The organism is uncultured Pseudomonas sp. (genome assembly GCF_913774235.1).
Lineage (GTDB): Bacteria > Pseudomonadota > Gammaproteobacteria > Pseudomonadales > Pseudomonadaceae > Chryseomonas.
This window is the reverse complement of the sequence record NZ_CAJYDW010000017.1, coordinates 229,306-255,361: the sequence shown is the minus strand read 5'-3', so window position 1 is coordinate 255,361 and position 26,056 is coordinate 229,306. Positions and strand designations below refer to the sequence as shown.

Here is a 26,056-nt window from a genome sequence, read left to right as displayed (position 1 = left end):
TCACTGCCGGTAGCCGTAGGCCTTGAGCACCGCCGCTGCCTGGGGGCCCTTCAGGTAGGCCAGCAGCGCCTTGGCCGCCGCCTGGTCCCTGCCCGGCTCCAGCAGCACGGCGTCCTGACGGATGGGCTCATAGAGGTCGGCCGACACGATCCAGGCCGAACCCTCCTTCACCTTGCCATCCTGGTAGATCTGCGACAGGGCGACGAAACCCAGCTCGGCATTGCCGGTGGCGACGAACTGGTAGGTCTGGGTAATGTTCTGGCCTTCCACCAGCTTGGTCTTCACGGCGTCGCTCAGACCCAGCTTGGCCAGCACCTGGGTGGCAGCCAGGCCGTAGGGCGCGGTCTTGGGATTGGCGACGGCCAGATGGGTGAAGGCGTTCTGTTTGAGTACAGCACCCTCTTCGTCCACGTAGTCGGGCTTGGGCGACCACAGCGCCAGGGTGCCGATGGCATAGGTGAAGCGCGAGCCCTTGACCGCCGCGCCCTCGCTTTCCAGCTTGGCCGGAGTACTGTCGTCAGCGGAAAGGAAGACCTGGAAGGGCGCACCGTTCTTGATCTGGGTATAGAGCTGGCCGGTGGCGCCGCTGGAGATGACCAGATGGTGACCGGTGTCCTGGGCGAATTTTTCCCCGATGGCCTTGAGCGGAGCGCTGAAATTGGCGGCGACGGCCACCTGGACCTCATCGGCCAGCACGGGGGTGGTCACGATGCCTGCGAGCAGGGTCAAGGAGAGGAAGCGGAAGGAGGTCATCGGGATTCTCTTTCGGTTGGCGATCAGGACGGACTCAACAACAGCACACTGGCGGCGCTGAAACAGGCGCAGGCAGCCACCCCGGGCGCGAGCCCGAGTTGGCGACTGCTACCCGCGGTGAGGGTGGCGGTGACCCGGCGACCGGCGGGCAAGGCCAGCACCACCTCATGGTTGACCGGGCCGGCATGGACCCGCTCGATCTCGCCCCACAGCTGGTTCTGGGCCGACAGCCGCAGACCTGGCTCGGTGCCGATCAGCACCGCGGACGCCTTGACCAAGGCCACCACGGCGCGCCCCGGCGCCAGGCGCAGTTGCTCGGCGCTTTCGCGGGTGACCAGGGCGGTGAGCGCGGTGGCATCGTCCAGGCGCAGGGTCACGGCGCTTTCCACGTCGCTGTGTTCGAGCGCCTCGACCGCGCCGGAAAATTGGTTGCGCGCGCTGCTGCGCCAGTTGAGGTTGAGCAGCAACTGACGGAAATCGGCCACCTCGGTACGGCTGGCTTCGTCGAGCCCGGCCGCCACCTGGTCCAGGGTGGTCTGGTAGTGCTGCTCCAGGGCGCGATAGAAGGCCACCACCCGCTGGCCATAGTCGGTCAAGCGGGTGCCGCCACCGCCACTGCCGCCGGCGCTACGCGCCACCAGGGGCTGGGCCGAGAGGTTGTTGATCTGGTCCACCGCGTCCCAGGCCGCCTTGTACGACAGCGGTACCCGCTTGGCCGCCTGGCTGATGGAGCCGGTGGCGGCGATCGCCTCCAGCAGGCGGATACGGGTTTGGGTCAGCTCGGCACCGACGCTGCTTTCCAAGGACAGATGGGCGATGAAGGGCGAGGCGCTCATGCCGGGCACTCCTGGCGTTCGGGTTGTATGACTACAACGCTCCGACCTAGAGTGGCGCCCCTTGCCTCTTCCCCCACGCTCAGGAGCGACATCCCATGAAGGTCAGTGCCCGCAATGTCTTCCAGGGAACCGTCAGCCAGGTGCGCGAAGGCGCGGTGAATGCCGAGGTGACCCTCGCGCTGCCAGGCGGTAGCGAGCTGGTGGCGGTGGTCACCCTGGACAGCATCGCCAGCCTGGGCCTGGCGCCGGGCAAACCGGCCGTCGCCCTGGTCAAGGCGCCCTGGGTGATGGTGATGACCGACAGCAGCGGTCTGCGCCTGTCGGCGCGCAACTGCCTGGCCGGCCAGGTGGAAAGCGTCGGTGACGGCGTGGTCAATGCCGAGATCGTCATCGCCCTGCCCGGCGGCAACCGCGTGGTCGCCATGGTCACCCGCGAGGCGGTGCAGGAGCTGCAACTGGCTCCGGGTGTCGCAGCCACGGCGGTGTTCAAGGCGTCTCATGTCATCCTCGGCGTCCCGGCCTGATGCGGGTCCGCTACGTCAAAGCACCGTTATAGCATCAAGTATATAACGTGAGACAAAAGAATACGCCGGCGGGTTTCCCCACCGGCGTTGGGCCTGGCGCTTACGCCAGCTTCTTGTACTTCACCCGCTTCGGCTGGGCCGCGGCCTCGCCCAGGCGCTTCTTGCGATCGGCTTCGTACTCGGTGTAGTTGCCTTCGAAGAACACCACGTTGGAGTCATCCTCATAGGAGAGGATGTGGGTGGCGATGCGGTCGAGGAACCAGCGGTCGTGGGAAATCACGATGGCCGCGCCGGGGAAGTCCAGCAGGGCATCTTCCAGGGCGCGCAGGGTTTCCACGTCCAGGTCGTTGGAGGGTTCGTCCAGCAGCAGCACGTTGCCGCCCTGCTTGAGGGTCAGCGCCAGGTGCAGACGACCGCGCTCACCACCGGAGAGATCCTTGACGAACTTCTGCTGGTCGGCGCCCTTGAAGTTGAAGCGGCCCACGTAGCTGCGCGACGGTACCTCGTAGTTGCCGATCTTGATGATGTCCGAACCGTCGGACACCTGCTCCCAGACGGTCTTGGTGTCGGACAGGTTCTCGCGGCTCTGGTCGACGCTGGCCAGTTGCACGGTATCGCCGATCTCGATGCTGCCCGAGTCCGGCTGCTCCTTGCCCATGATCATGCGGAACAGGGTCGACTTGCCCGCGCCGTTGCCACCGATGACGCCGACGATGGCGCCCTTGGGCACGGTGAAGCTCAGGTTGTCGATCAGCAGGCGATCGCCGTAGCCCTTGCTGACGTTCTTGAACTCGATGACCTTGTCGCCCAGGCGCTGGCCAGCGGGGATGTAGATCTCGTTGGTCTCGCTGCGCTTCTGGAATTCCTGGGATTGCATTTCCTCGAAGCGCTGCAGACGGGCCTTGGACTTGGACTGGCGGGCCTTGGCGCCGGAGCGCACCCATTCCAGTTCGGCTTTCATGGCCTTGGCGTGGGCGGCCTCCTGCTTGGCTTCCTGTGTCAGGCGCGCGGCCTTGGATTCCAGCCAGCCAGAGTAGTTGCCCTCGAAGGGAATGCCCTGACCGCGGTCCAGTTCCAGGATCCAGCCGGCGACGTTGTCGAGGAAGTAGCGGTCGTGGGTGATGGCCACCACGGTGCCGGGGAAGTCGTGCAGGAAGTGCTCCAGCCAGGCCACCGAGTCGGCGTCCAGGTGGTTGGTGGGTTCGTCCAGCAACAGCATGTCAGGGGCCGACAGCAGCAGGCGGCAGAGCGCCACGCGGCGCTTCTCGCCACCGGAGAGCACCCCGACCTTGGCGTCCCAGGCCGGCAGGCGCAGGGCGTCGGCGGCGACTTCCAGCTGGCGGTCCAGGTTGTGACCGTCGGCGGCCTGGAGGATGGCCTCCAGCTTGGCCTGCTCGGCGGCCAGGGCGTCGAAGTCGGCATCCGGCTCGGCGTAGGCGGCGTAGACCTCGTCCAGTCGCGCCTGGGCCTGCTTGATCTGACCAACGGCTTCCTCGACCACCTCACGAACCGTCTGCTCGGGATCAAGTTTCGGCTCCTGCGGCAGATAACCCACATTGATACCGGGCATCGGACGCGCTTCACCTTCGATCTCGGTATCGACGCCGGCCATGATGCGCAGCAGCGTGGACTTGCCCGCACCGTTCAGACCCAGCACGCCGATCTTGGCGCCGGGGAAGAACGACAGGGAGATGTTCTTGAGGATCTCACGCTTGGGCGGCACGACCTTGCCGACCCGATGCATGGTGTAGACGTATTGAGCCATGGTTGGACCTTGGGAGCGGAATGAAAAACAGGGGACACAGTATGGCGTCAGCGGCGAACGCTGTCGAAACCCCGGGCGACGAAAGCACCCGTGGTGAAGGCGCGGAAAAAGCAGGCGGGCGCACCTCTTGCCACATTATCATAGGCCAGCTCTGCCCCGCGGAATCGGGCGCAGTCGTATGGCCCACGCTCCCGCAGGAAAGCAGTCTGCCGTGAACACTCCGCCCTCCACCTTGCCGGAAGAGCCAATCGCCCCGTCGCCGCGCCGCCTGACTTGCGCCCTGCTGGTCCTGTCGCTGGTGGTGATGCTGGCGATGATGTTCTGGCAAGCGCTCAATGGCGTCGCCGAGCGCTCGGCGCTGCGCCACGAACAACTGGAGAGTCTGACCCGGCAACTGGCCAACACGCTCGACTTCAGCCTGGCACTCAAGGCGCAGGCCGTGCGCAGTACGCTGCGCGGAGCCGACGACCCCAACCTGCCGCTGACGCCCAACCAGCGGCTCAGCCTCGACGATTTCTTTCCCGGCCTGGAGCAGGTGCGCTGGTTGCCGGCCAACGCCACGCTACGCGCCGCGCGCCTGGCCGAGGCGCCGGACGCCGCCTTCCTTCAGCAGTTGCTCAAACGCACCAACCATGCGGATTTCCTGCAGGCGGACTTCCTCTACGACTTCAACCCCGCGGCCAAAGCGCCGCTCTACCTGGTCATCGCGGGCGATCCGGACCAGCAGCGCGGTTGGTGGGTGCTGAACGGCGCCCCGCTGAGCGAGGTACTCTGGCGACAGACGCGGATGACGGAAGGCCTCGACTGGCGTCTGGAGGATATCAACCAGGGCGTCACGCTCTTCTCGACCCAGCCGCAGAACACGGCGACCGAGAATGTCGTCCGCCAACCGCTGGCGCACAGTGACTGGCAGGTGGTCGCCGCCTACTCGGCTACCGGTGGACCGGGGCTGCACCTGCAGGAGTCCCTCGGACGCCTGGCGCTGTTCACCTTCTTCGGCCTGGTGACCGGCGTGCTGCTGCACCTGCTGCTGCGCGAAGACCAGGGTTTGCGGGCGCTAACCCAGGCCTCGCGGCGCAGCCTGCGGCTGGCCGGCACGGCGCTGAACGGCATCGAGGAATTCGTCTGCATGACCCAGGCCGATGGCCGCCTGGTCTATGTCAATGCCACCGCCGGACGCGTGCTCGGCATCGCCCCCAGCGAGGCTTCCCAGTACTACCTGGCCAGTCTGCTGCCGCAGCTGGTCGCCCCGGCGCACGCCGAAGCCGGCGGTCAGCCCCTGGTCACCCTCTGGGTGGACGAGCAGCCCCGGCGCTTCTCCGTCAGCTGCCACGCCCTGGCCGACAGCCAGCCGAGCGCGCGCGTGCTGCGCGATCGCACCCAGGTGCAGGACGGCTTCGTCTGGGTACTGCGCGACGTCACCGAGCAGCAGCGCAACCTGGATACCATCCAGACCACTCGCCAGCGCTACGAGAACATCTTCAACGGCGTCCACACCGGCATCTGCGTGGTCGACCTGAGCGGTCTCTACCCGGCACTGCAGACGCTCGGCATCGAGACGCCGGAACAGCTCACCGAGCTGCTCACCAACCAGCCCGAAACCTTCGAGTCCCTTGGCCGGAGGGTCCGCATCACCGAGATCAACCAGCGGGCGCTGGAGATGCTCGGTATCGACCGGCTGGACCAGGCCTGGGAGCGGCTGGTGGGGTACTCCCGCGTGCAACCCGGTGGCAAGAGATACCGCCTGCTGGCCGGCCTGCTTTCCGGGCAGCAGGTGCTGGAGCTGGAAACCTGCATCGAAAGCGGCGCGGGCGAGCGCCACCTCTGGCTGAGCATGCACCTGCCGGCCGACCCGCAGCACCTCGATGCCACCCTGCTCAGTCTCAACGACATCACCCAGCGCAAGCTCAGCGAGCTGCGTCTGCTCGAGCGTGATGCCTTCTGGTCCAATCTGATCAGCGCCATCCCCGACACCCTCTACACCTACGACGTGGCCAGTGGCGAGCTGACCTACGAGAGCCATCCGCTGGCGCTCAAGCTCGGCTATGCACCCGGGGTCCTCACCAGCCTCGGGCGCGAGCGCCTGCACCCGGACGACGCCGAGCTGCACGCCCGGGTGGTGAGCATGCGACCGACGCTCTCCGATCAGCCCAGCAGCAGCCTGTTGCGCTGGCAGCACCGCAACGGTGGCTGGCGCTGGTTCGACGTGCGCGAGCAGCGCCTCGCCAGCCGTCCGGACGGCACCGCCGCCAGCGTGGTCGGCCTGGCCCTGGATGTCACCGACATGGTGCGCGCCAGTGATCGTCTGCGCGGCAGCGAAAACCGCTATCGGCAGTTGGCGGAAAGCATCAGCGACGTCATCTTCACCACCGACGCCCAGTTGGTGCTCAGCTACATCAGCCCCTCGGTGGAGGAGCTGCTGGGCTATACTATCGCCGAACTGCAGCAACGGCGCCTGACTGACCTGGTGGTCCACACGCGCCAGTTGCAGGAGTTCCGCCGTACCCTGCAACACCTGATGCGCAGCCTCGACGACCCGCGCGCACTCTCCGTCCTGCGCCAGGAACGCTTCGCTCCCCAGGTGCTCGACTGCCTGCACGCCGCCGGCCACACCCTGCAGATCGAGCTGCGCCTCAAGCCGCTGTGGGACGACCACGAACGCTTCGCCGGCCTGCTCGGCGTCTGCCGCGACATCTCCGCCCAGCGCCGCACCGACAAGGACATGCGCATGGCGGCGACGGTGTTCGATCACTCCGCCGGTGCCATCCTGGTCACCGACCCGGCCGGCTACATCGTCCGCGTCAACCGCACCTTCACCCGCATCACCGGCTTCACCCCCGAGCAGGTCCTCGACCAGCAGCCGATGATGCTCTGTGCCGACAAACAGGAAGCCAACCAGCTGCAGCACGTGATGCAGCAGCTGCGTACCGAGGAAAGCTGGGAAGGCGAACTCTGGCAGCGCCGCCACGACAACGAGCCCTATCCCTCCTGGGTCGGCATCACCGCCATCCGCGACGATGACGGCGACCTGATGAGCTACGTCTGCTTCTTCGTCGACATCAGCGAGCGCAAGGCCAGCGAGCGGCGCATCCACCGCCTGGCCTACTACGACGCCCTGACCCTGCTGCCCAACCGCACCCTGTTCCAGGATCGCCTGCACAACGCCCTGCAGCAGAGCCGCCACAACGGCAGCTGGGTGGTGCTGATGTTCCTCGACCTCGACCGTTTCAAGCCGATCAACGACTCCCTCGGCCACGCCGCCGGCGACCGCCTGCTCAAGGAAGTGGCCGTGCGCCTGACCGCCTGCGTTGGCACCGAGGACAGCGTGGCGCGCATGGGGGGCGACGAATTCACCCTGCTGCTGTACGGCCTGGAAAGCCGCGAAACCGCCCTCGCCCAGGCGATCCGCGTCGGTGAGCAGATCCTCGCCCAGCTGTCCGACCCCTTCATCCTCGAAGGCCGCGAATTCTTCGTCTCCGCCAGCATCGGCATCGCCCTCTCGCCTCAGGACGGCCACGAACTCAGCCAACTGATGAAGAACGCCGACACGGCCATGTACCACGCCAAGGAGATGGGCAAGAACAACTTCCAGTTCTACCAGGCCGAGATGAACGCCCGCGCCCTGGAGCGCCTGGAACTGGAGGCCGACCTGCGCCACGCCCTGCTGCAGGGCGAATTCCGCCTGCACTACCAGCCGCAGTACCGCTGCGACAACGGTCGCCTGACCGGCGTCGAGGCCCTGCTGCGCTGGGAGCATCCGGTGCGCGGTCACGTCTCCCCGGCGGAATTCATCCCGGTGCTGGAAGAGATCGGCCTGGTGGTCCAGGTGGGCGACTGGGTGATCCGTGAGGCCTGCCGGCAGATGCGCGAATGGCACGCTGCCAAGGTGCGCATTCCCAAGGTCTCGGTGAATCTCTCCGCCCGCCAGTTCAACGACGGCCAACTCGGCCAGCGCATCGCCCAGATCCTCGCCGAGACCGGCCTGGCCCCGGCCTGCCTGGAACTGGAGCTGACCGAGAGCATCCTCATGCGTGATGTCGGCGAGGCGCTGATGCTGCTGGGCGAACTCAAGAACCTGGGGCTGTGCATCGCGGTGGACGACTTCGGCACCGGCTACTCGTCGCTCAACTACCTCAAGCAATTTCCCATCGACATCCTCAAGATCGACCGCAGCTTCGTCGACGGCCTGCCCCATGGCGAGCAGGATGCCCAGATCGCCCGGGCCATCATCGCCATGGCCCACAGCCTCAACCTCTCGGTGATCGCCGAAGGCGTCGAGGAGCAGGAACAGCTCGACTTCCTCTGCGCCCATGGCTGCGACGAGGTGCAAGGCTTCCTCTTCGACCGCCCGCTGCCCCCGGAGCAACTGCGCAAACGCCTCGAGCGCCAGGGACTGTTCCCGGTCCTCACATGAGACCCATGGCGCCGGTGCATGACCGGCGCTCATACCTCAGGCTTCCCGCGATGGGGTAGAATGGCGGCTTTCACGAGCCCGGACCGGGCTCGCTCTTGCCATGCCTCAGGGGACCCTGCCGCCATGTTCAGCCGTGAAACCACCCTCGCCCGCTTCGACGCCGACCTCCATGCCGCCATGCAGCAGGAAGCCCAGCGCCAGGAAGACCACATCGAGCTGATCGCCTCGGAAAACTACACCAGTCCGGCGGTCATGGAGGCCCAGGGTTCGGTGCTGACCAACAAGTACGCCGAAGGCTATCCGCACAAGCGCTACTACGGTGGCTGCGAATACGTCGACGTGGTCGAGCAACTGGCCATCGACCGCGCCAAGCAGCTGTTCGGCGCCGACTACGCCAACGTCCAGCCGCACTCCGGTTCCCAGGCCAACTCGGCCGTGTACCTGGCGTTGATCGAAGCCGGCGACACCATCCTCGGCATGAGCCTGGCTCACGGCGGCCACCTGACCCACGGTGCCACCGTCTCCTCCTCCGGCAAGCTGTACAACGCCGTGCAGTACGGCATCGACGAGCAGGGTCTGATCGACTACGCCGAGGTCGAGCGCCTGGCCCAGGAGCACAAGCCCAAGGTCATCGTCGCCGGCTACTCCGCCTACTCCCAGGTGCTGGACTTCGCCCGCTTCCGCGCCATCGCCGATGCCGTGGGCGCCTACCTGTTCGTCGACATGGCCCACTTCGCCGGCCTGGTTGCCGCGGGCGTCTACCCGAACCCGGTGCCCTTCGCCGACGTAGTCACCAGCACCACCCACAAGACCCTGCGCGGCCCGCGCGGCGGCCTGATCCTGGCCAAGGCCAACGAAGCCATCGAGAAGAAACTCAACTCGGCGGTTTTCCCCGGCGCCCAGGGTGGCCCGCTGATGCACGTTATCGCCGGCAAGGCCGTGTGCTTCAAGGAAGCCCTGCAACCCGAGTTCAAGACCTATCAGCAGCAGGTGATCAAGAACGCCCAGGCCATGGCCAGCGTCTTCATCGAGCGTGGCTTCGACGTGGTCTCCGGTGGCACCGACAACCACCTGTTCCTGCTCAGCCTGATCAAGCAGGAAATCACCGGCAAGGACGCGGACGCCGCCCTGGGTCGCGCCTTCATCACCGTGAACAAGAACTCGGTGCCGAACGATCCGCGCTCGCCCTTCGTCACCTCCGGTCTGCGCATCGGCACCCCGGCGGTCACCACCCGCGGCTTCCAGGAAGCCGAATGCCGCGAATTGGCCGGCTGGATCTGCGACATCCTCGGCAACATGGGCGACGAGTCGGTGATCGACGCCGTGCGCGAGAAGGTCAAGGCCGTCTGCGCCCGTCTGCCGGTGTACGGTAAGTAAGAGGCACGTCGCCCCCCTTTCCCTCTGGGAGAGGGAAGCCCAAAACAAAGAGCCCCCGACCTATCGGTCGGGGGCTCTTTGCATTTTCAGATGGGTCGCCAAGGCAGCTCTTGCCGCGCACGGGAAGCCTCCGAAAACGAAAAATTCCTGGCATTGCCGCAATACTGTTCACTTAACAAAACGCCGCGTGCTCGATAAAGAGCCGCGGTGTTTTTTCTGATCTATACGAACAGCACCAAGGCCCATGCTGGGCTTTGCTTAGCGCTCCCTGGGAACACCCTCCTCTAATCGCAGCCATGCCGGTACGCTGTAGCGACCGCTCCTACGGATACCGGCTCGCCTTTAGGAGCAACTGTCTTATCGCGGCCATGGGCCGCTCCTACGGTAGCTTCCGTTCTTGTAGGAGCGGCCCATGGCCGCGATCAATGAACCCCAAGACCAGAAAGCTTTACAGCACCTGCAAATCGCCCAACCCATCCAGATAGCGCTCGGCGTCCAGCGCGGCCATGCAACCGGCACCGGCCGAGGTGATGGCCTGGCGGTAGGTGTGGTCGGCCACGTCGCCCGCGGCGAACACGCCCGGCACGTTGGTGGCGGTGGCATTGGCCTCGCGACCGCCCTTCACCACCAGGTAGCCGTCATGGGTCTCCAACTGGCCTTCGAACAGCCCGGTGTTGGGGGTGTGACCGATGGCGACGAACAGGCCGGCCACCTGCAGCTCTTCGGTGCTGCCATCGTTGTTCTTGATGCGCACGCCGGTGACGCCCATGTTGTCACCCAGCACCTCGTCGACGCTGGCATTGAGCTTGAGCGCCATCTTGCCTTCGGCGACCCGGGCACGCAGCTTGTCCTGCAGGATCTTCTCGGCGCGGAAGGTCTCGCGCCGGTGGATCAGGGTCACCTTGCTGGCGATGTTGGCCAGGTACAGGGCCTCCTCGACCGCGGTATTGCCGCCGCCGACCACCGCCACCTCACGGTTGCGATAGAAGAAGCCGTCGCAGGTGGCGCAGGCGGACACGCCCTTGCCCATGAAGGCCTCTTCGCTGGCCAGGCCCAGGTAGCGGGCGCTGGCACCGGTGGCGATGATCAGGGCGTCGCAGGTGTAGGTGGCGCTGTCACCCTTGAGGGTGTAGGGCTTGCCACCGAAGTCCACGGCGTTGATGTGGTCGAAGACGATCTCGGTCTCGAAGCGCTCGGCGTGCTCGCGCATACGCTCCATCAGCGCCGGACCGGTCAGGTCGTGGGGGTCGCCCGGCCAGTTGTCGACCTCGGTGGTGGTGGTCAGCTGGCCGCCCATCTGCATGCCGGTGATCAACAGCGGCTTGAGGTTGGCACGGGCGGCATAGACCGCCGCCGTGTAACCGGCCGGACCGGAACCGAGGATGATGAGGCGCGAATGGCGCGAGGTGCTGGCTTCTGACATGACATTCTCCCTGCCGGGATCTCCGGCAGACCTAAGAGTGAAATGGCCCGCGCGCCTTGAGGGGCGCGCCGGCCGGGGTTCGTGCGGAGCCGTTCCGCAGCGCCAATCGCTCCTGGCGATGGCGCGACCGGCACCGTCCGCGACGGACGCCGGGTCCAGGGATGGTGCTCAGCCTAACGGGAGCGACCTTTCCACAGAAGCGACCATTCTAAATCCAGACCATAGGGCGCGCCTATGTCGACCGCTTCGCCAATGGAGCCCTGAGGTAAGCTGTGCATTCCCGCCACTCGTCAGGAATCTACATGGCTGTCGCTCCCCTGTCCGGCTCCGCCTACTTCGCCGAAGGCCTGCGCCTGGTGACCCGCCCCGGCCTGCGCCGCTTCGTGGTCATCCCGCTGATCATCAATTTGCTGCTCTATGCGGCCATCCTCACCTTCGCCGTGCGTGGCTTTGAGGGCTGGCTGGAACAACTGATGCCCAGCCTGCCGACTTGGGCGGGCTTCGTCGAATGGCTGCTCTGGCCACTGTTCGTGCTGTTGCTGCTGGCGATCATCTTCTTCACCTTCACCATGCTGGCCAACCTGGTAGCCGCGCCCTTCAACGGCTTCCTCGCCGAGAAGGTGGAGGTGCTGGTACGCGGACAGGACGACTTTCCGCCCTTCAACCTCACCGAATTGGTGACCATGGTGCCCCGCACCCTGCAGCGCGAGCTGCGCAAGCTGGGGTACTACCTGCCGCGCGCCCTGGGCCTGCTGGTACTGACTTTCATCCCCGGTCTCAACCTGATCGCCGCACCGCTGTGGATCCTGTTCGGCGTCTGGATGATGGCGGTGCAGTACATCGACTTCCCGGCCGACAACCACAAGCTGGATTTCCGCAGCATGCTCGCCTGGCTGCGGACCCGCCGCCTGCGCTGCCTGGGCTTCGGCGGCGTGACCTATCTGGCGCTGCTGGTACCCGGCCTGAACGCCCTGTTCATGCCCGCCGCCGTGGCCGGGGCCACGCTGTTCTGGGTCCGCGAGGAAGGCAACCAGGCGCTGGTAGTGCGCCCTTAAGGCAGCCCTGGCCCGGTAGGGCGCAAAGCCGCGCAGCCTTTTCCACGTGAGCCGCGTGCCTGCGTGGATGAGGCTGCGCCGTCATCCACCCTACACCACACCACCCAACCAGCCCCCTCTCCCCTGGGGAGAGGGTTGGGGTGAGGGCCGCCCCTACTCGTACCGTCCGGAAACGACGACGCCCGCGCCGGCGGGGCCGGAGCGGGCGTCGCGAGGAGCCTGGAGTCAGGCTTAGTGGTGGTGACCACCCTCGCCATGGATGTGGCCGTGGGCGATCTCTTCGTCGCTGGCGGCACGCACGTTGACGACCTTGACAGCGAAGTTCAGGCGCTGGCCGGCCAGGGGATGATTGCCGTCGACGGTAACCTGGTCGCCCTCGATGTCACGCACGGTGACGATCTGCATGGCGCCGTCCGGGCCGGAGGCATGGAACTGCATGCCCACTTCCAGCTCGTCCACGCCTTCGAACATTTCGCGGCCCAGGGTAGCGACCAGCTCGGGGCTGTATTCGCCGTAGGCGTCTTCCGGCTCGATGGCCACCTTCAGCTCGTCGCCAGCCTCTTTGCCGGACAGGGCGCGCTCGAGACCCGGGATGATGTTGCCCGCGCCTTGCAGGTAGACCAGCGGAGCACCACCAGCGGAGCTGTCGATGACTTCGCCGGCGTCGTTGGTCAGGGTGTAGTCGATGGATACCGCCGTGTTCGCCGCGATCTGCATGGCCAGAACCTTCATGCTGGAAAAAAATAGGATTGACGTATCAGTCTACGCGTCCAACTTAGCAATTGCGAATGCGTTCGGTCAGCCCGATGGCGCGGCGAGGCATCTGGAAGGCGCCCCTGCAACGCTCGACGACCGCTCGTCACGCAATCGCCATGACCGCTTCACGGGGCTGTCATGGGGGCTACCTAGGGTTTGCTGCACAACCGTTGCAGGAGCCCTGCCATGCCGAGTCTCGTGTCCGCACCGCCCGCGCTTCGCGCCGAACGCCTCTCGACCACCGCGGACATCCGCGCCGCCCAGCGCCTGCGGGCTTCGGTCTTCGGCAGTACCTACGGCGTCCATTTCGCCGACGGCCTCGACCAGGACGCCTTCGACGCCCACTGCCTGCACCTGGGCGTGCGTGACCTGCGCAGCGGCGAGCTGATCGCCACCACGCGTCTGCTCGACGGTCGCCGCCGGGCCCAGGTCGGCAGCCTCTACAGCGAAAGCGAATTCCAGCTGGACGGCCTCGATGAGCTGCAGGGGCCGATCCTGGAGATCGGGCGGACCTGCGTCGCCAACGGCCATCGTACCGGTGCGGCTATCGCCCTGCTCTGGGCCGAACTGGCCGAGATCATGGCCAGTGGCGGCTATCGCTACCTGATGGGCTGCGCCAGCGTCCCCATGGCCGACGGCGGCCTGCAGGCCGCCGCCCTGCTACGCCACGCCGCCCGCGACGAGCGCACCCCAGCGATCCGCGCCACGCCGCGACGCCCGCTGCCCTTCGTCGCCGTGCCGGACAACCTGGTGGTGCAGTTGCCCCCACTGCTCAAGGCCTATCTGCGCCTGGGCGCCCAGGTCTGCGGCGCGCCCTGCTGGGACCCGGAGTTCGGCGTGGCCGACGTCTTCATCCTGCTGCACCGCGAAGATCTCTGCCCGCGCTACGCCCGCCACTTCAAGGCTGCGGTATGAGCCGACTGCGCCTCGGCCTGCGGCTGCTGCCGGTGCTCGCCGCGCTGCTGCTCGGCGCGCTGTTCGCCCTGGGCGTGGCCCTGGCAACGACGCTCAGCCGCCGCCCGTGCCTGGGGCTGCGTCAGCGGCTGACCCAGCGCTTCTTCCGGGTGCTGGCGGCCGCGTTGCGCCTGCGCCTGGAGGTCCGGGGCGCACCGGCCGCGGGGACCCATCTCTGGCTGGCCAATCACGTCTCCTGGCTCGACATTATCGGAGTCGGCAGCCTGCAGCCGCTGAGCTTCCTGTCCAAGGCAGAGGTGGCGGCCTGGCCCTTCGCCGGCTGGCTGACCCGCCAGGCTGGCACCCTGTTCATCCAGCGTGGCGCCGAACGCGGCGAGGTGTTGGGCGAAGCCCTGACGGCACGCCTGACCCAGGGGTTTTCGCTGGTGCTCTTCCCCGAGGGCACCACCACCGATGGCAGCCAGCTCAAGACCTTCCACGGTCGGCTGCTGAGCCCAGCCATAGCCACCGGTACCCCATTGCAACCGGTGGCCCTGAGCTACTGGCGCGATGGCTTGCCCGACCGGGAGGCGGCCTTCATCGGCGACGACGACCTGGTCAGTCACCTGCGGCGGTTGCTGGAAAGCGGCGGGACCACCCTGAGGATCGACCTGCTGCCGCCGCTGCCGTCCGCCGGCCAACCCCGCCAGGTCCTGGCCGGCCAGTGCCAGGTGGCCATCGCCGCGCGCCTGGGGATTCAGCCGGTGAGCCGCGCCGCGGCCCGCTCGGCGGCGGCGAAGGCCTGCAGTTGCGGATAGAAGTGGCGAAAATCCTCTTCCAGGCCGTCGTAGGCGCCGGCCAGTTCGGCGAAGGCCCCGGCCAGCAACTCTGGGCGTGACAGCCGCCGGGCCATGCCGTCCACCACTCGCTCCAGCACGGCGAAATCCCTGTAGCTGCCGAGCCAATCCTGTTGCGCCATGAGCGGGGCGATGCGCGCCAGTCGCGGTGGCAGCGCCGACTCCGCGAGCAGGGTTCTATAGCAGTCGGCAGTGAAGCTGGGCAGGGTCTGATCGGCGTAGTCGTGCCAGTGCCGGGCCAGGCAGTGATCGAAGAAGACGTCCACCAGCAGCCCGGCCACCCGCCGCCGCGCCTTGGGCAGGCGGGTCTTGGCCTGGATCACCAGGGGATGGTCGTCGGTATAGACGTCGATGCGCCGGTGCAGGCGGATGCCCGCGGCGATGCCGACCGGCCAGGCATCCGGCGAGCCCTTGACGAAATCGCCGTAGAGGCTGCCGAGCCGGTCTTCGCGGCCGGGGCCGCCCAGGTGCAGATGCGCGAGGTAATTCATCCCTGCAGCATACTCCAGCCACGGCCTGGCGGTTTTCCTGGACGACGCCTGGCTGCTAGGCTCGACCTCCCTTACTCTCTCGCTGGAGTCATCATGCCCGTTCGCGCCGTGTTCCTCGACTATGCCTCCCTCGACCTGGGCGATCTGGACCCGGCGCCGCTATGCGCGGTGTTCGACGAGCTGGAACTGCACCCCGCCATCGCCCAGGAGGACGTCGCCGCCCGCCTGGCGGGAGCCCAGGTCGCCATCGTCAACAAGGTGATGCTGGATGCCGCCATCCTTTCGGCCTGCCCGGAGCTGAAACTGGTACTGGTCAGTGCCACCGGCACCAACAACGTCGATCTGGACGCCGCCCGCGCCCAGGGCGTGCGCGTTTGCAATTGCCAGGGCTACGGCACCGCCTCGGTGGCCCAGCACACCCTGGCCCTGCTGCTGGCGCTGGCCACCCGGCTGCCGGACTATCAGGCGGACGTCCGCGCCGGGCGCTGGCAGACCGCCAAGCAGTTCTGCCTGCTGGACCATCCCATCGTCGAACTGGAAGGCAAGACCCTCGGCCTGCTCGGCCTGGGCGAACTGGGCAGCGCGGTCAAGCGCCTGGCCGAAGCCTTCGGCATGCAGACCCTGGTGGGCCAGTTGCCCGGTCGCCCGGTGCGACCTGGCAGCCTGCCGCTGGCCGAGCTCTTGCCCCAGGTGGATGCCCTGACGATGCACTGCCCGCTCACCGAGCAGACCCGCGGCCTGATCGGCGCGGCAGAACTGGCGGCGATGAAACCCACGGCCTTCTTGGTCAACACCGCCCGTGGCGGCATCGTCGACGAACAGGCGCTAGCCGACTGCCTGAGACGCGGCCACCTGGCCGGGGCCGCCACCGACGTGCTCAGCGTGGAGCCCCCGCGCGAGGGCAATCCCCTCCTGGCCGGCGACATTCCGCGATTGATCGTCACCCCGCACAACGCCTGGGGCAGTCGCGAAGCCCGCCAGCGCATCATCGGCCAGCTCGCCGACAATGCCCGCGGCCATCTCGCCGGCACGCCGCAGCGGGTGGTCTGCTAAAGTTCGCGCTTTTTCGCCAGGTAGTGCCATGGATCCGCGTAGCGAAGTCCTCCTCCGTCACCCCGAACGTTTTGGCGGCCCGCTGCTGCTCGCCGGTCTGCCCGCCGACGAGCTGCTCGGCGTCCTGCCCGCAGCGCATGGCTGGAGCTGGCACGCGGGCGAGGCGGAACACCTGGCAGCGCGCTATCCGGAACGCTGTTCCTTCGGCATAGAACCGCCCGCGGCCGAGGTGACGGATGCGGTATTGTTCCTGCCCAAGTCGCGGGAGGCCACCGAGTTCCTGCTCACCGCCCTGGCCCGACGGCTGCCCGCCACCGGCAATCTCTATCTGGTGGGTGAAAAGAAGGCCGGCATCGAGCGCGCCGCGCGCCAACTGGGCGCCTTCGGCAGCGCCAGTAAGCTCGATAGCGCCCGCCACTGCCAGCTGTGGGTGGTACAGGGGCCGCAGAGTGACGCCGATCCCCGCCCGGATGCCTGGCTGCAACGCCAGCCCCTGGCGGCGCTGGAGGTCGTCAGCCTGCCGGGCGTCTTCAGCCACGGCCGGCTGGACGTGGGCACCGCCCTGCTGCTGGAACACCTCGATGGCCTGCCCGAGGGCCCGGTGCTGGACTTCGGCTGCGGTGCCGGGGTGATCGGCGCCACCCTGGCTCGGCGCTATCCGGCCAGCACCCTGCACCTGCTCGACGTGGACGCCTTCGCCGTCGCCAGCAGTCGCCAGACCCTGGCCGCCAACGGCCTCACCGGGACGGTGAGCGCTGGCGACGGCATAGCAGCAGCGCCCACCGGGCTGGCGGCCATCGTCAGCAATCCGCCCTTCCACAGCGGCGTGAAGACCGACTACCGCACCACCGAGACCCTGCTGGCCGAGGCGGTGCGCCACCTGCGCCCGGGCGGTGAGTTGCGCCTGGTGGCCAACAGTTTCCTGCGCTATCCGCCGCTGATCGAGGCCGCCTTCGGCAATTGCCGCACCCTGGCCCAGCGCGACGGCTTCAAGGTCTACAGCGCGCGGCGTCGCTAGCCGGGCCAGCGACGCCCGACGGCACGCCGGCCCATGGAGCACCCCAGGAAAAGGCTCTAGACTAGGGTTTTCGACTCACCATGGATGGTGACCATGAACCCCCGACCCAGCCTCGCCGCGGGCGGCAGCTTTTTCTTCACGCTCCATCTCAATGACCCGACCGCCACCCTGCTCACCGATCACATCGGTCTGTTACGGGCGGCGATACGCCAGGTGAAGGCCGCTCATCCCTTCGAGATCCTCGGCATGGTGGTGCTACCCGACCACCTGCATGCGCTCTGGCGCCTGCCGGCGGATGACGGCGACTATCCGCTGCGCTGGAACCTGATCAAGGTGGGCTTCTCCAGCCAGTTGCCGCCGCTGACGACGGTCCAGCTGTCACGCCGGCTCAAGCGCGAGCGCGGTCTCTGGCAGCGACGCTACTGGGCGCAACGGATGAAGGACGAGCAGGACCTGCAGCGGCATCTCGACTACATCCACGGCAATCCGGTGAAGCACGGCTACACCCACCGAGCGGAGGAATGGCCCTACTCGTCCATCCATCGCCTGGTGCGCGCGGGGGTGCTGCCCGCGGACTGGACGTGCCGGGACGACCAAGACTGGGCGGTGGGCGAGCGTTGAACGGCAGGCGGCGCTGACTGCAACACCGCCCTTCGAGCGCTACCGCCTCAACCGCGCCCTAGCGGCGCCGCCGGTGCCTCTGCGCGGTCGTCGCGGTCGTAGGCGGCCTTGTCCAACTGCCCCATCCAGCGTGCGGTCAAGGTACCGGCGGTCATGGCGCCGTTGACGTTGAGCGCGGTGCGCCCCATGTCGATCAGGGGTTCGATGGACACCAGCAGGGCGACCAGGGTGACCGGCAGGCCCAGAGCCGGCAGCACGATCAGGGCGGCGAAGGTGGCGCCGCCGCCCACGCCGGCCACGCCCGCCGAACTCAGGGTGACGATGCCGACCAGGGTGGCGATCCACAGCGGATCGAAGGGGTTAATACCCATCGTCGGGGCGATCATCACCGCCAGCATGGCCGGATAGAGCCCGGCGCAGCCGTTCTGGCCAATGGTGGCGCCGAAGGAGGCGGCGAAGCTGGCGATGGCCGGCGGCACGCCGAGGCGCTCGGTCTGGGCCTCGATGTTCAGCGGGATGGTCGCCGCGCTGGAGCGACTGGTGAAGGCGAAGCTCAGCACCGGCCAGACCTTGGGAAAGAAGCGCGCCGGCGACAGGCCGCTCAGCGTCAGCAGCAGCGCATGCACGCCGAAGAGGATCGCCAGGCCCAGGTAGGAGGCGATCAGAAAGGTGCCCAGCTTGAGCACGTCCTGGGGGCTGGCGGTGGCGACCATCTTGGTCATCAGCGCCAGCACGCCATAGGGGGTGAGCTGCAGCAGCAACCGCACCAGCTTCATCACCCAGGCCTGGAGCACGTCGATACCGGCCAGCACCTTCTCGCCGCGGACCGGATCGTCACGCTGCAGGCGCAGGGCGGCGACGCCGAGGAAGGCGGCGAAGATCACCACGCTGATGATGGAGGTGGGATTGGCACCGGACAGATCGGCGAAGGGATTCTTCGGAATGAAGGATAGCAGCAGCTGCGGCACCGACAGGTCCGCCACCTTGCCGACGTAGCTGCTCTGCAGGGTGGCCAGGCGCGCGCTTTCCTGGGCACCCTGTACCAGCCCCTCGGCGCTCAGGCCGAACAGCCAGGTGACCAGTACCCCGACCAGGGCGGCGATGGCCGTGGTGAACAGCAGGGTGCCGAGGGTCAGCAGGCTGATCCGCCCCATGGACGAGGCCTCGCGCAGCCGCGCCACGGCGGCCAGGATGGAGGCGAACACCAGCGGCATGATGCTCATCTGCAGCAGCTGCACGTAGCCGTTGCCGACCAGGTTGAACCAGCCGATGGAGGTCTTGAGCACCGGGGCGTCATGGCCGTAGACGACTTGCAGCACCAGGCCGAAGGCCACGCCCAGAGCGAGGCCGATGAAGACGCGCACGGCCAGGCTCCAGCCGGTGCGGCGCGTGCGCGCCAACAGGCCGAGCAGCACGGCGAAGGCGACGAGATTGAGGACGAGAGGCAGATTCACACGAGGTCTCCGTAACGGCGCCCGGCGCGCCGCCGGACGAAAGGCGGGCGATGGTAGCAGCTCGGACCATCCAGGCTTAGATCGAGGTGCTATCACCTGATAACGAGAGGAGCGGCTCCATCACCGGCATGAACGGCGCTCACCCGCGGCCGAGCGCTGCTAGAGTGCAGGCGGCCGGGAAACGAAGCCCGGCATTGCCAACCAGAAAAGGATCACTCCATGCAACGTTTCGCCAAGCTCGCCGTCTCCTTCGCCCTCGCCGCCGCTGTCGCCGGCTGCACCGGTACCGCGATGAAGACGCAGAATCTGGACCCGTCGCAGTACACCGTCATCGGCCACGGCGAAGGCAAGGCCACCGGCATCATGGTGCTGGGCTTCATCCCGGTACAGCAGAACGATCGCTTCGTTCGTGCGCAGAACGCGGCTATCAAATCCCGCGGTGGCGATGCCCTGATCAACACCCAGGTGCAGGAAAACTGGTTCTGGGCCTACGTCCTGAGCGGCTTCACCACCACCGTGTCCGGCGACGTGGTCAAGCTCAAGCGCTGAGCCCCGCCCGACCGACAGGCGCCGCCCACCGAGGCGGCGCTTTTGCGCTAGGCTGACTGCCTCTCCCCGAGGAAGCCGACCATGACCGCAACCCTGATGAAACTCCCGCTGCAATCCATCGACGGCGAAACCCTGACCTTGGAGCGCTACCTGGGAAAGGTACTGCTGGTGGTGAACGTGGCCTCCAAGTGTGGCCTCACCAGCCAGTACGAAGGCCTGGAACGGCTCTACGAGGCCCAGCGCGAGCGCGGCCTGGAAGTGCTCGGCTTTCCCGCCAACGACTTCAAGCAGCAAGAGCCCGGCAGCGACGCCGAGATCAAGGAATTCTGCACCCTCACTTACGGCGTGCAATTCCCCCTGTTCGCCAAGCTCAGCGTGGTGGGTGAAGACAAGCATCCGCTGTACGAAGAGCTGACCCGCGCCCAGCCCGAGGCTACCGGCGACGGCCCCTTCCGCGAGCGCATGTTGAGCCGCGGCGGCAGCCCCAATCCCAAGCCCGAGGTGCTGTGGAATTTCGAGAAATTCCTGATTGGGCGCAATGGAGAGGTGGTGGGGCGTTTCGCGCCGGATGTGACGGCGGATGATCCGCGACTGCTGGAAGCCATCGAGGTGGAGTTGGCGAAGGAGTGAGGACTGGCATTGGTAGGTTGGGTTGAGCGGGAGCGAAGCCCAACGTCTTTGATGTTGGTTGCCCTAGCTGCTTATCGGCATTGCTGCTGCCCCTATTTCGCCTGGCCGGCGACTCACTTTTCTTTGCTTGCGGATCGCCGCCCGGTGCAAAGAAAAGTAAGCAAAAGAAAGCACACCCCACGTTTCGGCCCTACGCTACGCTTCGGGGGCACGGCACGAAGGGGCGTCCTGCCCCTCGCGCTTCGCTCGGCCTCACTGACGGGGACGGGGTGCCAGCCTGAGATTGCGGTGTTTACAGGCAGAGCCAAAGCGATTCGTAGCGTGGAAAACCGCGCAGCGTTTTTCACTGGCGGCACTTAATCACCGAAGCCAATGCCCTTTGGCAGCAACGTTTTTATCGCGGCCATGGGCCGCTCCTACAGGGTATCCAGTTGCTGTAGGAGCGGTCGCTACGGCGCACCGGCATGGCCGCGATTTCCGGTGTCAGGTCGTAGCGGCGTTTTCCACAGGTGGGCTTGGTCGTGACCAGTGGACAAGGCTTCGCCGTTGTCCACGCTACGGACGGTTATGGCTCTTCAACCAACACTTTCAAGCTGGCGAAATCGCCCCGTTCAGGAGGGCTCATGCCAGTACCGGGCAGGGGGTCGAGCCGCATGGAGGCGGCGAGAGGTCCAGCGGGCCATGGACGGCCCGTCTGGACCGACCCTCTGCACGGTGCTGGCGTGAGCGCACCTGGCGCTTCGCGCCGGGCCGGATGACCGGGGCAAGCGTTTTTGGTTACTTTTGCCGCGACTGGCAAAAGTGACTCGCCCGGGTGGGCGAAACCAGAATCATCAAAGCACTCGATAATCAGCTAGAGCCAGGTGTGGGGCTTCGCTCCCGCTCAACCCAACCCACAGGAATTCCTGCTCAAGAAGTCGGATTGCACCGGTCGTCCGCCACAACCCAACCTCCCCCTCTTACCCCCGCTGCAACACCCCTCGCATCGACCCGAAATGCCCCGGGAAGGAACAGAAGAAAGTGTACTCCTTGCCCGCCTCCAGAGCCCCGGTATCGAAGCTCACCGAATCCTTCTCGCCACCGCCCAACATCTTGGTATGGGCGATGATGCGTTCGTCCCCCTCGGGCAGGTAGCCCTTGGCCTCGCCAGCGTTCATGCCCGCCGCGTCGACGGCAGCGGCGTCGGTGGAGCGGGTCAGTACCCAATTGTGGCCCATGACGTTCTTCGGCAGGCTGCCGCTGTGGACCAGCTCCACGGTGAAAGTCTTGCACGACGCCGGGACCTGGATCGAGGCGCGGCTGTAGGTCATCTGGTCGCCGGCTTCGATCTGTGTCGAACAGACGTCGGCGGCCCAGGCGCCGCTACTTCCCAAGGCGAACAACGCTGCGGCAAAAAACGTGGATTTCATGAACCCTCCAGATGCGTGAAAGTCGCCAGTCAGACCGATGCGAGGGTGGCGGGTTCCAGCGGTCATGGCAAGCGCGTGGCGTGCTTCGCTCTATCGGCCCCATCGAAACCTTTGCCGGGTAGCCGTGCCTTACCTCTGCGTACCATGACCTCCTCTCCCGTCAGCCAAGGACGCCCGCCATGACTCTCACCGCCCTGCTGCGCCAGCTGTTCGCCACCTATGCCCAGGCCGCCAGCGGCAATGCCCCGGAAGAGGATTTCCTTGCGCGATGAGCGCCCTTTGATCCCGCACGTGGGGCGACTAGGCTAGGCGTTTTGCCTGCCAAGGAGTTCCCATGTCGCTGAAAGCCGTCTGTGTCTTCTGTGGTGCCAAGCCCGGCGCCTCTCCCGTCTTCCAGGAAGCGGCCGCGCAGCTCGGCCGGACCCTCGCCGAGCGGGGCCTCACCCTGGTCTATGGGGGCGGCAAGGTCGGGCTGATGGGCGTGGTCGCCGACGCCGCCCTGGCCGCTGGCGGCGAGGTGATCGGCATCATCCCGCAGAGCCTGAAGACCGCCGAGCTGGGCCATACCGGCTGTACCCGCCTGGAAGTGGTCGATGGTATGCACGCGCGCAAGGCGCGAATGTCCGAGCTGGCCGATGCCTTCATCGCCCTCCCCGGTGGCCTGGGCACTCTGGAGGAACTCTTCGAAGTCTGGACCTGGGGCCAGCTCGGCTACCACGCCAAGCCCATGGGCCTGCTGGAAGTGGACGGCTTCTACGCCCAACTGGAAGGTTTCCTCGATCACCTGGTCGCCCAAGGCTTCGTCGCCCCCCAGCACCGGGCCATGCTGCAGGTGGAAGACTCGCCGCCCGCCCTGCTAGACGCCCTCGCCGCCTGGCAGCCCACCGTAGCGCCGCGCTGGGCCGAACCGGCGCCACGCTAGCCCGCGCACGCCGCCCGTCCCGCCCCTCGAACCCTCGCCGCTTGTGGCCTGTCGGTACTGACAGGCCACCAAAATTACGCAAGCGACGAGGATGCTTCCATGACCGATTACCCCAAAGCCCCGATGCCGGAACAACAGCAGGCCGTCCCCGGCCTGCAGTCGCGCATGAATCCGCTGCCGGATTGCGGTGAGCAGAGCTACAAGGGTTCCGGCCGTCTGGCCGGCAAGAAGGCGCTGATCACCGGTGGCGATAGTGGCATCGGCCGCGCCGTGGCCATCGCCTTCGCCCGTGAAGGCGCCGATGTCGCCATCAGCTACCTGAACGAACACGAAGACGCCGAGGACACCGCCCGCCTGGTGCGTGAAGCCGGACGCGAGGCCCTGCTGCTACCTGGGTGCCTGTCCCAGCGCGAGCAGTGTCTCGCGATCGTAGAGCAGACCGTCGCCGCCTTCGGCCGGATCGATGTGCTGGTCAACAACGCCGCCTTCCAGATGACCCACGAGACCCTCGACGAGATTCCCGACGACGAATGGGTCTACACCTTCGATGTGAACATCACCGCCATGTTTCGCATCACCCAGGCGGCGGTGAAGCACATGGGCCCGGGCGGCTCCATCATCAACACCACCTCGGTGAATTCGGACATGCCGCGGCCGACGCTGCTGGCCTATGCCACCACCAAGGGCGCCATCGCCAACTTCACCGCGGGTCTCGCCCAGTTGCTCGGCGAGAAAGGCATCCGCGCCAACAGCGTGGCTCCCGGCCCCATCTGGACCCCGCTGATTCCGGCCACCATGCCGCCCGAGCAGGTCAAGGAATTCGGCGGCAACACCCCGCTTGGCCGCCCCGGTCAGCCGGTGGAGCTGGCACCAGTCTACGTGATGCTGGCGTCCGACGAATCCAGCTACACCTCGGGTGCGCGCATCGCCGTCACTGGCGGCAAGCCGATCCTCTGACCGCTCGCCCCGGCGCCTGCCGGGATGCCTTCCTCTGCCGGAGTCCCCTATGACCGACCATCCCAAGCCTCCGTTGAAACCCCAACCGCAAACCTTTCCCGGTTCCGAAGCCCGTATGGACCCGCGGCCCGATAGCGGCGCCGAGAGCTATCGTGGCTCGGGTCGCCTGGCGGGCAAGAAAGCCCTGATCACCGGTGCCGACAGCGGCATCGGCCGCGCCGTGGCCATCGCCTTCGCCCGAGAAGGCGCCGACGTAGCCATCTCCTACCTGGATGAGCACGAGGACGCCGAGGAGACCGCCCGCCTGGTCAGCGAGGCTGGGCGCCAGGCCGTGCTGCTGCCGGGCGACCTGGCCGAGCGCCAGACCTGCCTGGACGTGGTACAGCAGACCGTCGAGGCCTTCGGGCGCATCGACGTGCTGGTCAACAACGCTGCCTTTCAGCAGGTGCGCGACAGCCTCGACGAGATTCCCGACGAGGAATGGGTGCATACCTTCAACGTGAACATCCACGGGATGTTCCGCATCACCCAGGCGGCGGTGAAGCACATGCCGCGCGGTGGCTCCATCATCAACACCGCCTCGATCAATGCCGACATCGCCCCGCCGACGCTGCTGGCCTACTCGGCCACCAAGGGCGCCATCGCCAACTTCACCGCGGGCCTGGCACAACTGCTGGGCGACAAGGGCATCCGCGCCAACAGCGTGGCCCCCGGCCCGATCTGGACGCCATTGATCGTCAGCACCATGAAGCCCGACGAGCCCGAGCAGTTCGGCAGCAGCACGCCGCTGGGTCGCCCTGGCCAGCCCGTCGAACTGGCGCCGGCCTATGTGCTGCTGGCGTCCGATGAAGCGAGCTACATTTCCGGCGCCATGCTGCCGGTGACGGGGGGGATGCCGGTGCTCTAAGGGAGTTGATGGGGTACCCGGGTTTGCCCTCACCCCGACCCTCTCCCTGAGGGAGAGGGGGTTGGATAGGTGTGTAGCCGTAGCTGGGGCGCCAGCTTGTAGCTCCTGATAACGCCAGAGCACCACTACGCTGATTCAAATCTCTCATCGGAAGGTTTACCGGGCACCCCCTCTCCCTCTGGGAGAGGGCTGGGGTGAGGGCCGCCTAGCACTCGCGTCTTTACCGAGAACCGGCACCTAAACAGACGCAGCCCACCAACGAGGCTTTACCGAATTTCAACGATCCAGCTGTGCCTTGGCCGCCATCTCCTGATTGATACAGGTGGCCATGATCTGGTAGCTCCCACCGATGGCATCACCCACGCTTTGGCAGTAGGCGAGGGTCTTGGCAGAGGCATGCTTGCCCGCTATCGATGCCTTGGCACGCTCCTCTTGCTTGCGACAGGTCAGCTCAATCTGCGCACTTCCTCCCACAGCGTCACTGACCGAACTGCAGTAGGCCTTTATATCGTAATCCGCTGCTTGACTGGCAACTGCCAGGGTAGCACTCGCGATGGCGAGCATCAGTTGGGCTTTCATGGGCAAACCTCCCTGTTCGAAAGGCGCCACCCTACCGCCATGGAAACCATTGCACACGTCCGCAAGGCTGAAGCGGCGCCATTAGCGGCACCAACGGCAGCCACTCAAGGCTTCAAATACCCCACCACCGCATCGCCGATCATCGCCTTGTGCCGACGCACCGAGTCGTCGTCGTCCAGATCGACGCGGTGGATAAGGCCGAAGGTATGGCGGTTGGAGACACGGAAGAAGCAGAAGGCGCTGATCAGGAGGTGCACGTCCACCGCATCGAGACCGGGACGGACTTCGCCGCTGGCCTCCCCTCGCTCGAGGATGCGGCGGATGGATTGCAGCGCCGACAGGTTCAGGCTGGAGATGGTCTCGGAACGCGCCAGGTGATGGCCGCGATGGATGTTTTCGATGCTCACCAAGCGAATGAAGTCATCGTGGCTGCGGTGATGTTCGAAGGTGAATTCGGTCAACCTGCGGATGGCTTCCAGCGGCGGCAGGCTGTCCAGCGGCAATTGCGCTTCGGTCGCGCGGACGTTGCTGTAGAGCTTCTCCAGCACGGCCAGGTACAACTCCTCCTTGCTGCCGAAGTAGTAGTAGATCATCCGCTTGGAGGTGTGGGTGCGTTCGGCGATGGCATCCACCCGGGCACCGGTCAGGCCCAGGTCGGCGAACTCGGCCACAGCGGCCGCCAGGATTGCCTGGCGGGTCTTCTCGGGGTTGTTCTTGCGACCAGTCTTGGTAGTGGGCGTCGGCTGTAGCGCCGGGGAGTCCTGCATCGGGTCTGGCTCTTGTCAGGTAAAGGCCGGACCCGTGCAGGTCCG

The 26,056-nt window shown here is 66.5% G+C and carries 24 protein-coding genes; 14 read left to right on the top strand and 10 right to left on the bottom strand.

Annotated features, from left to right (window positions below; translation table 11 throughout):
- Positions 1-753: a molybdate ABC transporter substrate-binding protein gene (modA, locus tag QZ471_RS18190; RefSeq protein ID WP_295466381.1), complete on the bottom strand. Its 753-nt coding sequence runs from the start codon at positions 751-753 to the stop codon at positions 1-3.
- A gap of 23 nt (positions 754-776) precedes the next feature.
- A complete protein-coding gene (locus QZ471_RS18185; protein WP_058793592.1) occupies positions 777-1,589 on the bottom strand; it encodes a TOBE domain-containing protein in 813 nt (270 codons plus the stop codon).
- Between the two features lie 95 nt (positions 1,590-1,684).
- On the opposite strand from QZ471_RS18185, the gene QZ471_RS18180 reads away from it, so the two are divergent.
- The gene (locus QZ471_RS18180) at positions 1,685-2,113 is read left to right on the top strand and encodes a TOBE domain-containing protein (RefSeq protein WP_295466378.1); all 429 of its coding nucleotides are present in this window, start codon (positions 1,685-1,687) and stop codon (positions 2,111-2,113) included.
- Between the two features lie 100 nt (positions 2,114-2,213).
- Here QZ471_RS18180 and ettA read toward each other — a convergent pair whose 3' ends face one another.
- Positions 2,214-3,878 carry an energy-dependent translational throttle protein EttA gene (gene ettA / locus QZ471_RS18175; RefSeq protein ID WP_295466376.1) on the bottom strand — a complete coding sequence of 555 codons (1,665 nt, stop codon included), beginning with the start codon at positions 3,876-3,878 and terminating at the stop codon, positions 2,214-2,216.
- A gap of 211 nt (positions 3,879-4,089) precedes the next feature.
- Between ettA and QZ471_RS18170 the strand changes: the two genes are divergently transcribed.
- Positions 4,090-8,292, top strand: coding sequence for an EAL domain-containing protein (locus tag QZ471_RS18170; protein WP_295466374.1), 4,203 nt, complete (start codon positions 4,090-4,092; stop codon positions 8,290-8,292).
- A 123-nt stretch (positions 8,293-8,415) separates the two neighbouring features.
- On the top strand, positions 8,416-9,669 hold the full coding sequence (gene glyA, locus QZ471_RS18165) for a serine hydroxymethyltransferase (RefSeq protein ID WP_295466371.1): 1,254 nt from the start codon (positions 8,416-8,418) through the stop codon (positions 9,667-9,669).
- Between the two features lie 448 nt (positions 9,670-10,117).
- Here the strand turns inward: glyA and trxB are convergent, their stop codons facing one another.
- A complete protein-coding gene (gene trxB / locus QZ471_RS18160) occupies positions 10,118-11,092 on the bottom strand; it encodes a thioredoxin-disulfide reductase (RefSeq protein WP_058760179.1) in 975 nt (324 codons plus the stop codon).
- Between the two features lie 302 nt (positions 11,093-11,394).
- Between trxB and cysZ the strand changes: the two genes are divergently transcribed.
- Positions 11,395-12,147, top strand: a complete 753-nt coding sequence (gene cysZ, locus QZ471_RS18155) for a sulfate transporter CysZ (protein WP_295466367.1) — start codon at positions 11,395-11,397, stop codon at positions 12,145-12,147.
- Positions 12,148-12,378: 231 nt separating this feature from the next.
- Here the strand turns inward: cysZ and QZ471_RS18150 are convergent, their stop codons facing one another.
- Positions 12,379-12,864, bottom strand: coding sequence for a peptidylprolyl isomerase (locus QZ471_RS18150; RefSeq protein ID WP_059231121.1), 486 nt, complete (start codon positions 12,862-12,864; stop codon positions 12,379-12,381).
- 225 nt (positions 12,865-13,089) lie between these two features.
- Between QZ471_RS18150 and QZ471_RS18145 the strand changes: the two genes are divergently transcribed.
- Together QZ471_RS18145 and QZ471_RS18140 are read left to right on the top strand one after the other, a co-directional pair.
- Positions 13,090-13,818, top strand: coding sequence for a GNAT family N-acyltransferase (locus QZ471_RS18145; RefSeq protein ID WP_295466364.1), 729 nt, complete (start codon positions 13,090-13,092; stop codon positions 13,816-13,818).
- On the top strand, positions 13,815-14,615 hold the full coding sequence (locus QZ471_RS18140) for a lysophospholipid acyltransferase family protein (protein ID WP_295466362.1): 801 nt from the start codon (positions 13,815-13,817) through the stop codon (positions 14,613-14,615). The genes QZ471_RS18145 and QZ471_RS18140 overlap by 4 nt, the downstream gene beginning before the upstream one ends.
- Here QZ471_RS18140 and QZ471_RS18135 read toward each other — a convergent pair.
- A complete protein-coding gene (locus tag QZ471_RS18135) occupies positions 14,555-15,145 on the bottom strand; it encodes an ACP phosphodiesterase (protein ID WP_295466360.1) in 591 nt (196 codons plus the stop codon). The two genes, QZ471_RS18140 and QZ471_RS18135, sit on opposite strands and share 61 nt — an antisense overlap.
- Positions 15,146-15,238: 93 nt before the next feature.
- On the opposite strand from QZ471_RS18135, the gene QZ471_RS18130 reads away from it, so the two are divergent.
- The 3 genes from QZ471_RS18130 to QZ471_RS18120 all read left to right on the top strand — a co-directional run bounded on the left by QZ471_RS18130 (position 15,239) and on the right by QZ471_RS18120 (position 17,837).
- Positions 15,239-16,198: a 2-hydroxyacid dehydrogenase gene (locus QZ471_RS18130; RefSeq protein WP_295466358.1), complete on the top strand. Its 960-nt coding sequence runs from the start codon at positions 15,239-15,241 to the stop codon at positions 16,196-16,198.
- 28 nt (positions 16,199-16,226) lie between these two features.
- The gene (locus tag QZ471_RS18125; protein ID WP_295466356.1) at positions 16,227-17,216 is read left to right on the top strand and encodes a methyltransferase; all 990 of its coding nucleotides are present in this window, start codon (positions 16,227-16,229) and stop codon (positions 17,214-17,216) included.
- Positions 17,217-17,309: 93 nt separating this feature from the next.
- Positions 17,310-17,837 (top strand): transposase, encoded by a 528-nt coding sequence (locus tag QZ471_RS18120; RefSeq protein ID WP_295466354.1) that lies wholly within the window; start codon positions 17,310-17,312, stop codon positions 17,835-17,837.
- A gap of 47 nt (positions 17,838-17,884) precedes the next feature.
- On the opposite strand, the gene QZ471_RS18115 is transcribed toward QZ471_RS18120, so the two are convergent.
- A complete protein-coding gene (locus tag QZ471_RS18115) occupies positions 17,885-19,291 on the bottom strand; it encodes an L-cystine transporter (RefSeq protein ID WP_295466353.1) in 1,407 nt (468 codons plus the stop codon).
- A 219-nt stretch (positions 19,292-19,510) separates the two neighbouring features.
- Between QZ471_RS18115 and QZ471_RS18110 the strand changes: the two genes are divergently transcribed.
- Together QZ471_RS18110 and QZ471_RS18105 are read left to right on the top strand one after the other, a co-directional pair.
- Positions 19,511-19,840: a hypothetical protein gene (locus QZ471_RS18110; RefSeq protein ID WP_295466351.1), complete on the top strand. Its 330-nt coding sequence runs from the start codon at positions 19,511-19,513 to the stop codon at positions 19,838-19,840.
- Positions 19,841-19,921: 81 nt separating this feature from the next.
- Positions 19,922-20,470: a glutathione peroxidase gene (locus QZ471_RS18105; protein ID WP_295466349.1), complete on the top strand. Its 549-nt coding sequence runs from the start codon at positions 19,922-19,924 to the stop codon at positions 20,468-20,470.
- Between the two features lie 959 nt (positions 20,471-21,429).
- Here the strand turns inward: QZ471_RS18105 and azu are convergent.
- Positions 21,430-21,879 (bottom strand): azurin, encoded by a 450-nt coding sequence (gene azu, locus QZ471_RS18100; RefSeq protein ID WP_295466347.1) that lies wholly within the window; start codon positions 21,877-21,879, stop codon positions 21,430-21,432.
- A 334-nt stretch (positions 21,880-22,213) separates the two neighbouring features.
- Here azu and QZ471_RS18095 point away from each other — a divergent pair, with 334 nt between their 5' ends.
- From QZ471_RS18095 to QZ471_RS18085, 3 genes are all read left to right on the top strand, one after another.
- Complete coding sequence (locus QZ471_RS18095; protein ID WP_295466345.1) at positions 22,214-22,801, top strand: TIGR00730 family Rossman fold protein; 588 nt, start codon at positions 22,214-22,216, stop codon at positions 22,799-22,801.
- Positions 22,802-22,900: 99 nt separating this feature from the next.
- A complete protein-coding gene (locus QZ471_RS18090) occupies positions 22,901-23,758 on the top strand; it encodes an SDR family oxidoreductase (RefSeq protein ID WP_295466343.1) in 858 nt (285 codons plus the stop codon).
- 49 nt (positions 23,759-23,807) lie between these two features.
- Positions 23,808-24,665, top strand: coding sequence for a glucose 1-dehydrogenase (locus QZ471_RS18085; RefSeq protein WP_295466341.1), 858 nt, complete (start codon positions 23,808-23,810; stop codon positions 24,663-24,665).
- Between the two features lie 276 nt (positions 24,666-24,941).
- On the opposite strand, the gene QZ471_RS18080 is transcribed toward QZ471_RS18085, so the two are convergent.
- Both QZ471_RS18080 and QZ471_RS18075 read right to left on the bottom strand, forming a co-directional pair.
- Complete coding sequence (locus QZ471_RS18080; protein WP_295466339.1) at positions 24,942-25,244, bottom strand: hypothetical protein; 303 nt, start codon at positions 25,242-25,244, stop codon at positions 24,942-24,944.
- Between the two features lie 104 nt (positions 25,245-25,348).
- Positions 25,349-26,011: a TetR/AcrR family transcriptional regulator gene (locus tag QZ471_RS18075; RefSeq protein ID WP_295466337.1), complete on the bottom strand. Its 663-nt coding sequence runs from the start codon at positions 26,009-26,011 to the stop codon at positions 25,349-25,351.
- Positions 26,012-26,056: the final 45 nt, after the last annotated feature.

Bases quoted from the DNA above. Each gene is read 5' to 3' on its own strand.
- QZ471_RS18110 (WP_295466351.1), top strand. From the start codon at position 19,511: ATGCAACGTTTCGCCAAGCTCGCCGTCTCCTTCGCCCTCGCCGCCGCT.
- QZ471_RS18180 (WP_295466378.1), top strand. From the start codon at position 1,685: ATGAAGGTCAGTGCCCGCAATGTCTTCCAGGGAACCGTCAGCCAGGTG.
- QZ471_RS18090 (WP_295466343.1), top strand. From the start codon at position 22,901: ATGACCGATTACCCCAAAGCCCCGATGCCGGAACAACAGCAGGCCGTC.
- QZ471_RS18130 (WP_295466358.1), top strand. From the start codon at position 15,239: ATGCCCGTTCGCGCCGTGTTCCTCGACTATGCCTCCCTCGACCTGGGC.
- QZ471_RS18080 (WP_295466339.1), bottom strand. From the start codon at position 25,244: ATGAAAGCCCAACTGATGCTCGCCATCGCGAGTGCTACCCTGGCAGTT.
- QZ471_RS18140 (WP_295466362.1), top strand. From the start codon at position 13,815: ATGAGCCGACTGCGCCTCGGCCTGCGGCTGCTGCCGGTGCTCGCCGCG.
- azu (WP_295466347.1), bottom strand. From the start codon at position 21,879: ATGAAATCCACGTTTTTTGCCGCAGCGTTGTTCGCCTTGGGAAGTAGC.
- QZ471_RS18120 (WP_295466354.1), top strand. From the start codon at position 17,310: ATGAACCCCCGACCCAGCCTCGCCGCGGGCGGCAGCTTTTTCTTCACG.
- QZ471_RS18185 (WP_058793592.1), bottom strand. From the start codon at position 1,589: ATGAGCGCCTCGCCCTTCATCGCCCATCTGTCCTTGGAAAGCAGCGTC.
- QZ471_RS18085 (WP_295466341.1), top strand. From the start codon at position 23,808: ATGACCGACCATCCCAAGCCTCCGTTGAAACCCCAACCGCAAACCTTT.
- QZ471_RS18145 (WP_295466364.1), top strand. From the start codon at position 13,090: ATGCCGAGTCTCGTGTCCGCACCGCCCGCGCTTCGCGCCGAACGCCTC.
- QZ471_RS18105 (WP_295466349.1), top strand. From the start codon at position 19,922: ATGACCGCAACCCTGATGAAACTCCCGCTGCAATCCATCGACGGCGAA.
- glyA (WP_295466371.1), top strand. From the start codon at position 8,416: ATGTTCAGCCGTGAAACCACCCTCGCCCGCTTCGACGCCGACCTCCAT.
- QZ471_RS18125 (WP_295466356.1), top strand. From the start codon at position 16,227: ATGGATCCGCGTAGCGAAGTCCTCCTCCGTCACCCCGAACGTTTTGGC.
- modA (WP_295466381.1), bottom strand. From the start codon at position 753: ATGACCTCCTTCCGCTTCCTCTCCTTGACCCTGCTCGCAGGCATCGTG.
- ettA (WP_295466376.1), bottom strand. From the start codon at position 3,878: ATGGCTCAATACGTCTACACCATGCATCGGGTCGGCAAGGTCGTGCCG.
- trxB (WP_058760179.1), bottom strand. From the start codon at position 11,092: ATGTCAGAAGCCAGCACCTCGCGCCATTCGCGCCTCATCATCCTCGGT.
- QZ471_RS18075 (WP_295466337.1), bottom strand. From the start codon at position 26,011: ATGCAGGACTCCCCGGCGCTACAGCCGACGCCCACTACCAAGACTGGT.
- QZ471_RS18135 (WP_295466360.1), bottom strand. From the start codon at position 15,145: ATGAATTACCTCGCGCATCTGCACCTGGGCGGCCCCGGCCGCGAAGAC.
- QZ471_RS18095 (WP_295466345.1), top strand. From the start codon at position 22,214: ATGTCGCTGAAAGCCGTCTGTGTCTTCTGTGGTGCCAAGCCCGGCGCC.
- QZ471_RS18150 (WP_059231121.1), bottom strand. From the start codon at position 12,864: ATGCAGATCGCGGCGAACACGGCGGTATCCATCGACTACACCCTGACC.
- cysZ (WP_295466367.1), top strand. From the start codon at position 11,395: ATGGCTGTCGCTCCCCTGTCCGGCTCCGCCTACTTCGCCGAAGGCCTG.